This window comes from Methanoregula sp. (genome assembly GCF_028712425.1).
In the GTDB taxonomy this organism is placed as follows: Archaea; Halobacteriota; Methanomicrobia; order Methanomicrobiales; family Methanospirillaceae; genus Methanoregula.
On record NZ_JAQTQD010000038.1, the window covers coordinates 1 to 9,106 of the forward strand.

10 protein-coding genes, 1 tRNA gene and 1 pseudogene are annotated in these 9,106 nt (G+C 55.3%); 1 reads left to right on the forward strand and 11 read right to left on the reverse strand.

Annotated features, from left to right (window positions below):
* Positions 1-628: pseudogene (locus tag PHF39_RS13135) on the forward strand (methanogenesis-associated radical SAM protein); the annotation flags it as partial.
* A gap of 87 nt (positions 629-715) precedes the next feature.
* On the opposite strand, the gene PHF39_RS13140 reads toward PHF39_RS13135, so the two are convergent.
* From PHF39_RS13140 to PHF39_RS13190, 11 genes are all read right to left on the reverse strand, one after another.
* Positions 716-827 (reverse strand) — tRNA-Met (locus PHF39_RS13140).
* A 66-nt stretch (positions 828-893) separates the two neighbouring features.
* Entirely contained in the window at positions 894-2,369 is a 1,476-nt protein-coding gene (locus PHF39_RS13145; RefSeq protein ID WP_300224845.1) for an acetyl-CoA carboxylase biotin carboxylase subunit, read from the reverse strand.
* Positions 2,366-4,108, reverse strand: coding sequence for a pyruvate/oxaloacetate carboxyltransferase (locus PHF39_RS13150; RefSeq protein ID WP_300224849.1), 1,743 nt, complete (start codon positions 4,106-4,108; stop codon positions 2,366-2,368). Before PHF39_RS13150 ends, PHF39_RS13145 begins: the two co-directional genes overlap by 4 nt.
* Before the next feature lie 49 nt (positions 4,109-4,157).
* Positions 4,158-4,811: a hypothetical protein gene (locus PHF39_RS13155; RefSeq protein ID WP_300224851.1), complete on the reverse strand. Its 654-nt coding sequence runs from the start codon at positions 4,809-4,811 to the stop codon at positions 4,158-4,160.
* Positions 4,799-5,491: an ATP-binding cassette domain-containing protein gene (locus PHF39_RS13160; RefSeq protein ID WP_300224853.1), complete on the reverse strand. Its 693-nt coding sequence runs from the start codon at positions 5,489-5,491 to the stop codon at positions 4,799-4,801. The genes PHF39_RS13155 and PHF39_RS13160 overlap by 13 nt, the downstream gene beginning before the upstream one ends.
* The gene (locus PHF39_RS13165) at positions 5,488-6,159 is read right to left on the reverse strand and encodes an energy-coupling factor ABC transporter ATP-binding protein (RefSeq protein WP_300224855.1); all 672 of its coding nucleotides are present in this window, start codon (positions 6,157-6,159) and stop codon (positions 5,488-5,490) included. Before PHF39_RS13165 ends, PHF39_RS13160 begins: the two co-directional genes overlap by 4 nt.
* Complete coding sequence (locus PHF39_RS13170) at positions 6,156-6,665, reverse strand: biotin transporter BioY (RefSeq protein ID WP_300224857.1); 510 nt, start codon at positions 6,663-6,665, stop codon at positions 6,156-6,158. The genes PHF39_RS13165 and PHF39_RS13170 overlap by 4 nt, the downstream gene beginning before the upstream one ends.
* Before the next feature lie 48 nt (positions 6,666-6,713).
* Positions 6,714-7,694 (reverse strand): biotin--[acetyl-CoA-carboxylase] ligase, encoded by a 981-nt coding sequence (locus PHF39_RS13175; RefSeq protein ID WP_300224859.1) that lies wholly within the window; start codon positions 7,692-7,694, stop codon positions 6,714-6,716.
* 4 nt (positions 7,695-7,698) lie between these two features.
* Positions 7,699-8,121, reverse strand: coding sequence for a DUF2111 domain-containing protein (locus PHF39_RS13180; protein WP_300224861.1), 423 nt, complete (start codon positions 8,119-8,121; stop codon positions 7,699-7,701).
* A 108-nt stretch (positions 8,122-8,229) separates the two neighbouring features.
* Complete coding sequence (locus PHF39_RS13185) at positions 8,230-8,805, reverse strand: hypothetical protein (RefSeq protein ID WP_300224864.1); 576 nt, start codon at positions 8,803-8,805, stop codon at positions 8,230-8,232.
* Positions 8,802-9,106, reverse strand: a 305-nt coding sequence (locus PHF39_RS13190) for an RtcB family protein (RefSeq protein ID WP_300224867.1), incomplete at its 5' end; no start/stop codon positions are given. The genes PHF39_RS13185 and PHF39_RS13190, both read right to left, overlap by 4 nt.

Here is a 9,106-nt window from a genome sequence, read left to right on the forward strand (position 1 = left end):
GGAGAAAGGGGCAAAAGGCCTGATCCTGATGCGGTTTGCCAACAATACCGATCAGGGACTCATTCTCGGTAACGGACCGGTCATGGGGAAGCAGAAAACCCAGAGCGTGGAATCGTTCCGGGACATGATAACGGATCTCCGGAAAAAGTTCACGATGAAAATATCCGGCACGCCTCTCTGGGACCCGGAGATCGGCTCGCCATTTGCGATCCGCTACGAGCAGGGTCTGCTGGCAAAACTCCCGCGGGTCACGAAACGGGCGAGCGTTGTCAGCGGGAGTATCGCGACTCCGTTCATCGATACCATCCTCTCCGCATGCGGATCGGATGTCCCGGTTGTACCGGTGCCAAAAGAGATTGCGTGTCTCATTACTGCCGAGGACCTGAAGCAGCTCGATCTCCGGTCCCTTGAACCGGTTGTCATCCTTCCCGGCCGTGCGTTTGTCCACGATGCCGAAGCGGAAGAGATCCTGTCTCGGGATGGGATTTCCCGCACGGTACTCCGTGGTCCCGAGATGCTGACAGCCGATGCCGAGACCAGCATGGGCATGACCCGGGAACAGGTGCTGGAGATGGAGATGAACGGGTTTACGGAGTTGATCTGGTTGATCGACCAATATGGCATCTGAACAAGAGGTTCTTATTGGGAGCAATCTCCCCTTAAAACAATCCGGATCTGTCGATCCCTGAGATTTTGAGCTAAAAAAACAGAAAAATGCTGCGAGAGGGTTACGATCCCCCGATCTCCAGATCTCTCAAAGCCTGAACAGTGAAAGAGTTCAACAAACCCTATGAGTCTGGCGCCCTAACCAGCTAGGCCACCGCAGCACAAAAGTGCATAATAAAAACGCCGTAAAAATAGTTAAAGGTTCTCATAACGTGACAGTTTTTTTGTCACGATTTTTTCTGCTGGATGTATGTGTTGACCGCTGCAGTGATCGCAGCAACTTTTTTGCCCTGGTCAAAGGATCCGGCAAGCGTCTGCATGCGGGTTTCTTCGTCCCGCTTGTACCGCTCAAGTGTTTTTAAGATGTGCTCTTCCTGCAGGAAGTGCGTGTGGGTGTTCCCTTCGATGAACTGCTGGTTGTTCATGATCGCGTAATGGAGCGGGAGGGTTGTTTTGATACCAAGCACGATATATTCGGTGATTGCGCGGCGCATCCGTCGGATGGCATCGAGGCGTGTGCTGTCCCATGCACATAGTTTTGCGATCATGGAGTCGTAGTTTGGCGGGATGGTGTATCCCATGTGGATGCCGGAATCAACCCGGATGCCCGGGCCGCCCGGGGAGCGGTATCGCAGGATCTTTCCCGGATCCGCTGCAAAATTGTTGAGCGGGTCTTCAGCATTGATACGGCACTCAATTGCATGGCCCCGGATTGAAAGGTCTTTCTGTTCAAAGGAGAGCGATTCGCCTGCGGCAATCGCGATCTGCTGCTTGACGAGATCAACGCCCGTGATGAACTCCGTTATGGTGTGCTCGACCTGGAGCCGGGTGTTCATCTCCATGAAATAGTAATTGCCCTGGCTGTAAAGGAATTCAACCGAACCGGCATTGGTGTAGTTCGATACCTCGGAGACCTTGAGCGCTGATTCAGCCATCCGTTCCCGGAGTTCATCGGTCATGATGGGGGAGGGAGCCTCTTCGATCAGTTTCTGGTGCCGGCGCTGGATGGAACATTCGCGGTCGTACAGGTGGACGGCATTGCCATGCTCATCTGCCAGGATCTGGAACTCGATGTGACGGGGTTTGATGAGGTATTTCTCGATAAAGACCGTTGCATCCCCAAACGCAGACTTTGCGATCCGCTGGCTGCCGGTGACAGCTTCCTCCAGCGACTTCTCGTCGTTCACGATCTGCATCCCGATACCGCCCCCGCCGGCACTGGCTTTGACAATAACCGGGTACCCGATCTCCGCGGCAACCTTCTTTGCCTCATCGATATCCGTGATACCGCTGTCGGTACCGGGAAGCACCGGGACCCCGGCACTCCGCATCATCTGTTTGCTGCCGATCTTGGATCCCATTGCCTTAATGGTCTTCCATTGCGGGCCGACAAACGTGACGCCTTCATCAAGACAGAACTTGGCAAAACGGTAGTTCTCGGCAAGAAACCCGTATCCCGGGTGGATGGCCTCGGCACCGCACTTCTTGGCAATGTCGATGATCCGCTCCATATTGAGGTAACTTTTGGAAGGGTGAGCTTCGCCGACATGGAACGCTTCATCGGCATACCTGACATGGAGCGCGTTCTTGTCGGCATCCGAGAAGATCGCTACCGTGTCAATATCCAGCTCGCGGCAAGCACGCATCACGCGGATGGCGATCTCGCCACGGTTGGCAATTAAGAGTTTCTCAAAAAATTTCATTGGACCACCAGCAGGACATCGCCATTCTGGACGACATCGCCGGTATCAACAAAGATCTCGGTGACCTTGCCGTCAACCGGGCTGTGGATTGGATTCTCCATCTTCATTGCTTCAAGGATTATGAGGGTGTCCCCTTTCTTAACAGCCGAGCCCCTGCTGACGGGAACCTTGAGGACCATGCCCTGCATGTTGCTCTTGATCCCGCCAGCAATATCCCCGCGGGGGATCTTCTGCGGGATGGCACTGGCAACCTCAACCTTATTTCCACCCACAGAAACGATCCTGACCGTGAAAACTTCACCGTCGACCTCGACTTCCATCTGGCTCGGGATGTCACTGGAAGACGATTGGGAGGCAGATTGTTTCCGGGGGATATCCTCCATATTCCTTTCACCCTTGAGAAACGAGGGTGCTATGGCGGGATACAGGATATAGGTCAGGACATCTTCTTCCTTTTTGATGAGCCCAGCCTTGGTTGCTTCCGCCTTCATGCTTTCATAGGCCGGTTCAAGCAGGTCGGCCGGCCGGTGCGTTATGACTTTCTCATCGCCGATGATAAGGGTCCGGACCTCATCGCTTATCGGCCCGGGAGATTTGCCGTACAGGCCGCGCACGTAATCCTTGACTTCCTTTGTTACATTCCGGTAGCGCTCACCGTTAACGAGAACATTGAGGACGGCCTGGGTCCCGACGATCTGGCTTGTGGGGGTGACAAGCGGCGGGTAGCCCAGGTCTTCGCGAACACGGGGCACTTCCGTCAGCACATCATCCCACCGGTCAAGGGCGTCCTGTTCCTGGAGCTGGGAGACGATATTCGAGATCATCCCCCCCGGGAGCTGGTAGATCAGGACATCGCTGTCTACCCGCTCGGAGATCGGGTTCAGGAGCCCGTGGTATTTATCCCGGATCTGGAGGACCTGGTTCCGGACCGCCCTGAGCTTAATCAGGTCAATACCGGTGTCTCGCGGCGTGCCGGTCAGCGAAGCGACAACGCTCTCCGTGGGGGGTTGGGATGTCCCCATGGCGATCGGTGACATGGCGGTATCGAGAATGTCTACACCCGCAGAAATTGCTGCCTGGTAACTCATCGGGGCAATGCCACTGGTGCAGTGGCTGTGGAGGCAGACTTTGACATCCACGGCTTTTTTGATTCCTTTGATGAGCTCCTGCGCCTGGTCCGGCATAATGAGCCCCGCCATGTCTTTGATGCAGATTGAATCGCATTCAAGGGCATAGAGCTCTTTTGCCATTTCGATGAATGACCGGGTACTGTGGACCGGGCTTGTCGTGTAGGATATGGTGCTTTGCAGGTGGGCACCATTATCCTTGACGCGTTTCATCGAGCGCGTCATGTTCCGGATATCGTTGAGCGCGTCAAAAATTCGGAAGATATCAACCCCGTTCTTGTTCGCTGCATCAACAAACTTATCGACGACGTCGTCAGGATAGTGGCGGTACCCGACCAGGTTTTGCCCCCGGAGGAGCATCTGAATCGGTGTGTGTTTGAGCTCAGTTTTTAATGCCCTCAACCGGTCCCAGGGGTCGTCGTTAAGAAACCGGATGCAGGTATCGAACGTGGCACCGCCCCAGGCTTCAACGGAGAAGAATCCGCAACTGTCGATCTCCCGTGCAAGCGGGAGCATATCTTCGGTCCTGAGCCGCGTGGCAATGAGCGACTGGTGTGCATCACGGAGTGTTGTATCAGTGATCAGGACTTTCTTGGGAGAGCCAGGGTGCATGTATGAGTCCTCAGTCGGGCATCAGGATGATATTCAGCCTCTCAAAAATTCATCGGTAAAGTATAAAAAATTCACTAACGGGAATTGCCGTTATGATGAGGATGCATAATGCAACCAGGCAACGCACAATATCGCCGCGTGTGGTGAAAAACCGCGGACAGAGTGAACCACCGTCCCGGTATCCCCGTACCGCCATGAGCTCTGCGGTGTGATCAGCCCGTGACAGCGCACTGGTGACCAGGACAAGTCCGGCTGGTACCAGTGTTTTTTTGGCAGGGCCGGCCTTTTTCAGGTTCTGGGCAACACGGATAGTATCGAAGTCACGGACCATGAGGTGAAGTGTCTGCATTGCCATGTCGGCCAGCATTCCCAGCTCGAACCCGGTCCGTTTCCCAAGCAACCAGACACCGAGATGGAGGAACTCCCCACTCCTCTGTTCGGCATAGACCCATGAACCGATAAGGACGATGACCATCATCCGGAGGAAATACGATACCCCGTCGCCCCCGGTAAGAGAGAGGACGGCACTGAAGAACGCCAGCATGCCCGCAACGGGAAGGATCATGCGCATCCGCATGATTTCTGAAACCTTCCCGGAACAGGTGATCCACCAGAGAAATACGAACGCTGCCCCCGCCAGGCTGAAAAATGCGGAAAGGGTGAGCAGCAGCGCCGTGACAATGCGGAGCCTTATGTCCTGCATGCAGCCTCCCGGATGTCTTCTCTTGAGAGGTTTGCCGGTATTTTCCCGTTCCTGATGAGTGTCCTGATGATCTCCGGGGCGTGCTCCCAGGTGCGGAGAGCACCAGGGAGGCTTCCCCTGCAGTGAAGCGAACCGCCAGCGATCTCCCAGAGCATGTCCACCCGGGGGAATTGCGCCTGCTCGTGCGTGAAGATGATCGTGATCCCCCGTGTGCGGCCGGAGATTGCGGTGCAGGCCCGCTCTTTCTCTCTACAGTCCAGGGAGCTGAAGGGTTCATCCAGGACGAGAAGGTCGTAATCCTGCGAGAGGACACAGGCCAGGTGCAGGCGTTTCAGTTCCCCCCGGCTCAGGCATAGGGGAGAGAGTGCTGCCTTCTCGCTCAGCGATACCTGTTTAAGCATCATCGTTGGATCAACCCTCCACGAGGAGCACTCCTCGCTGACGGTTGAGCCCGTGACATGGTGCTCCGGGAACTGGAACGAGATCATCGGATGACTGATGCCATCCCGCCGGATCCTACCCGATGTGGGCAGCGAGAGCCCCGCGATTACCCGCGCAAGTGTGGTCTTTCCACTGCCGGTATCGCCGCTGATCAGGTGAATGCCCTCAGTGAATGTTCCGGAAGCAGAAAGAGACCACGAATCACGAGCGATCTGTACCGCATCAAGTGTTATCTTCATATCCCGCACTCCAGGGAAAGGGGGTAAAAAGGGGTACCTTGGAGCTGCGCGAATACTTCCCCCGGCAAGCCTTCGAAGGCAACCCGGCCATTCTCCAGGAAGATGAGATGATCGCTGCGGATTGCGGATTCGACCTGCTGGGTACAACGTATTACGTACGGGATCCGGCGTTCCCGCACAATCCGTTCAACCTGCCTGGCCCTGATATTATCGAGGTGGGAGTCACATTCATCAAGTACAAGGACCCGGGGGGAGTGTCCAAGCGCTGCCGCGAGTGCGACAAGGACCTTCTCCCCCCCGGAGAGATCGCACACCGGCCGGTCTCTTAACGAGGAAATCCCCATCGAGTCCAGGAGTTCATCAACCGTTCTTTCCACCTCCCTGCAGGGCATGTGGCGGAACCGCAGCGATGATGCGACTTCATCAATCACCGTGCTAAAAAGGATGTTGCGATCCGGGAACTCATTGACCCAGCCGGTTTCAGCCATTCGGGGGGTAACTCCATCAATAGATACAGTCCCGGACTGTGGCAGGAAGATCCCGGCCAGGAGTTTTAAGAGCATTGTTTTCCCGCTGCCGTTTGGTCCGATTACCGATGTGATGCCAGGAGGGATCCGGAGAGCGCGGATGTCAAGTATCGTGTGGCGGATTCCGGAGAGTTCGATCATGGCAACCGCTCAGCAATGATGTAGACAGCACCCGCTTTCAGGATGCCCCCCGGGATAAAGGGAATAACTCCTGCGATGAACGCGGGAATGATTTCCATGCCGGCAGAGATCATCACCCAGGTCATGCCAAAGAGGAGTGTGACTGCTGTCGCCAGTGCAAGACCGGCAATGCGTACCGGGCGCGACGGGCTTTCGTACGCCAGTCCGACTATGAGCGCGGAAACAAGGAACCCGGCGAGATAGCCCCCGGTTGGGCCGAGAAGCACGCCCGGGCCGGACAGCCCGTTGTGGAATACCGGAAGGCCGAGTGTACCAAGAACAATGTACGCTGCTACCGGAAGTATCGCCTTCCGTTTCATAACGGCGCCGGCAAGCAGGACAAAGAGAGTCTGGAGCGTGAACGGGACCGGGATGCAGGGGATCGAAATCCAGCTTCCCAGTGCAATAAGCCCGATAAAAACCGCGGAATAGGCTAATACCCGTGAACGTTCAATATCGCCAAACATTGTCAACCTCTTAGAAAAATGATGGTTGACGATAAAAAAGTACCGGGATTACTGGTGATAACAGTCGCCGGCAATAACCCGTTCGAGTTTGCCGTTGTCCTTCTTGATGATCAGGGCCCCGAACTCGTCAATATCTACGGCTTCTCCCTCGAAACTGTTCTTGAGGGTCCGGATCTGGACACGGTTCTCAAGAGTGCAGGAGATGCTCTTCCATTCCTGGATGATTGCATCGTACTCCCCGCTTTCAATCAGGAGGAGGTGGCTTTCAAACTCTTTTAACATGCGGGCGAGGAATGATGCGCGGTCTACCGTGTGTCCAACTTCGGCACAGATGGATGTGATCTGATCGCGGAGGTCCGGTGAGAAGTGGGTGACCGGGACATTGACATCAATGCCGATAGAGAGGAGGCAGTGGTGCACGACATCGGATTCTGCCGAGAGTTCCAAAAGCAGCCCGGCTACTTTCTTGTTCCCGATGAAGATGTCGTTGGGCCACTTGATGAGTGCACCAAGATTGAACTCTTTTCGTATTGCACGGGCAACGGCAATGGACCCGGCCATGGTGACCATAAAGATATGATCGACGGGTATGCGGGGTTTTAAGACAATGGTGATCCAGATTCCGCCGCTTGGGGAAACCCAGGCCCTGCCCAACCTGCCAACCCCCCCGGTCTGTTCCTCTGCGATGATGACCATGCCGTTCATCTTCTCGACATCCCCCTCCGAGCAGAGTTGTTTTCCGACCCAGATGGTGGAGGGCGTGTTCTCAAAGTACCGCATCTTCTTCCCGATAAACTGTGTCCGGAGTTTCTTGTGAATCTCGTACGGGAGCAGTTTCGTGCTTGCCCTGGATAACTGGTATCCCTTCTTTTGTGATGAGGAAATGTCATATCCCATCATCCGGAGTTCATTGATGTGTTTCCAGACTGCTGAACGGGTTATCCCCAGTTCGTTGCTGATCGTCTCCCCGGAGAGGGGCCCTTGTGCCCGTTCAAGGATCTCCAGTACTTTGAATGCGGATTCTGACAACTCATCACCTTCGTGAACTGATCTTCTCCGAGTCAAGCGGGCAGGGATCTTTTCCACAGACCTGCTTGAGGATTGCGGACTGGTGCTCCATGAGCGTGGCGAGGTCGAAGATACCGGTAATATCAACTATGCCAATTGCCCCGATTGCATTTCCCTCCCTGTCCCGGATGGGTGTCACCGTCACCGGGACACCCTTATAGGCACCGCTTGTGGGTGTTGTTTTGATCGTCTGGTTGCGGGCAATGGCATCAAGAAGAACCGGGCCGTTGTACACCCGGTTGATAATCCTGCCGTCTTCAACCCGGATGCCATCGCGATCTGCCGATTTTGCCGTAACGGGGAGCCGGTGGATAAGTTCATGGACGGCAAGGACAACGGGTTCCAGATCTTCCGATGCCGCATTGCAGGACAAGACGTAGCGGTGCATAACGAATGCCTCATTACTCTGGTCAATCGTTCAGGTTGATGAAGGTTGTGGAATGTGAGAGTGTGGGGTGAGAGACCGATACCCCAAAATCACCGTCACGTACCCCCGCTACAGCGGACTCGTGATACCTTCGCAGCAGAACTTCTTTAAAAATTCACGGGACGGAAACTCGTGAACGCTGGTCACAACAATTCTTCCTTTTCCCTGCCGGTACTCGATGATGACATCGGATGATCCTGCTGATCCAACACAGGTCCCCTCATGTTCCGGAAACGATCCATCGCATTCGATGTTCTCCGGGTCATATTCTTCAACAAGGGAAGCAGCAAGTGAATCTCCGGAACACGAGATCGTCCGCGGGTGGAACTCATGGGAATATTTCAGCCGGAACGGGAGCCAGTCATAGGCATCAGTTTTGTTGTCCGCAGCGCCGAACACAAGGAGATTCCCGCCATTCTCAACAAACCTCCTGATGCGGGATGAGGATGCACGGAGTGCAGGAAGGAGGCTGGAATATTTTGCATTGCCAAAACCGGTCGGGATGATGAGGCAGTTGAACGAGCCACGGAAAAACGGGGCAGCAAGCATATGCGGGGTTACGATCTCGCAGGAGATGCCGCAGTCCTCGATAAGCCGGCTGAAATGCTGCGGGGAGTCCCAGAGAAAGCCGGCCCGGCAACTCATCCCTTGATCACCCCGATCGGGGTGAGACGGGCGACAAGGCGCGAGATGCCGGCATCGTGCACAACCCTGACAACTTCGTCGCTCGGCTTGTACACATCCGGGGCTTCATCGGCAATAGCGTTCTCGTGAGGTGCCCTGACGATAATCCCCTCTTTCGCAAGGTTCGCGGCCACTTCCTTGCCACTCAGCCGTTTCTTTGCCTGTGAACGGCTCATGATACGCCCGGCACCATGGCAGGTGCTGCCAAAAGTCTTCTCCATGGCTGTCGCAGTCCCACAGAGCCCGTAAGAAGATGTGCCCA

Bases quoted from the DNA above. Each gene is read 5' to 3' on its own strand.
- PHF39_RS13180 (WP_300224861.1), bottom strand. From the start codon at position 8,121: ATGCACCGCTACGTCTTGTCCTGCAATGCGGCATCGGAAGATCTGGAA.
- PHF39_RS13155 (WP_300224851.1), bottom strand. From the start codon at position 4,811: ATGCAGGACATAAGGCTCCGCATTGTCACGGCGCTGCTGCTCACCCTT.
- PHF39_RS13145 (WP_300224845.1), bottom strand. From the start codon at position 2,369: ATGAAATTTTTTGAGAAACTCTTAATTGCCAACCGTGGCGAGATCGCC.
- PHF39_RS13150 (WP_300224849.1), bottom strand. From the start codon at position 4,108: ATGCACCCTGGCTCTCCCAAGAAAGTCCTGATCACTGATACAACACTC.
- PHF39_RS13185 (WP_300224864.1), bottom strand. From the start codon at position 8,805: ATGAGTTGCCGGGCCGGCTTTCTCTGGGACTCCCCGCAGCATTTCAGC.
- PHF39_RS13160 (WP_300224853.1), bottom strand. From the start codon at position 5,491: ATGAAGATAACACTTGATGCGGTACAGATCGCTCGTGATTCGTGGTCT.
- PHF39_RS13165 (WP_300224855.1), bottom strand. From the start codon at position 6,159: ATGATCGAACTCTCCGGAATCCGCCACACGATACTTGACATCCGCGCT.
- PHF39_RS13170 (WP_300224857.1), bottom strand. From the start codon at position 6,665: ATGTTTGGCGATATTGAACGTTCACGGGTATTAGCCTATTCCGCGGTT.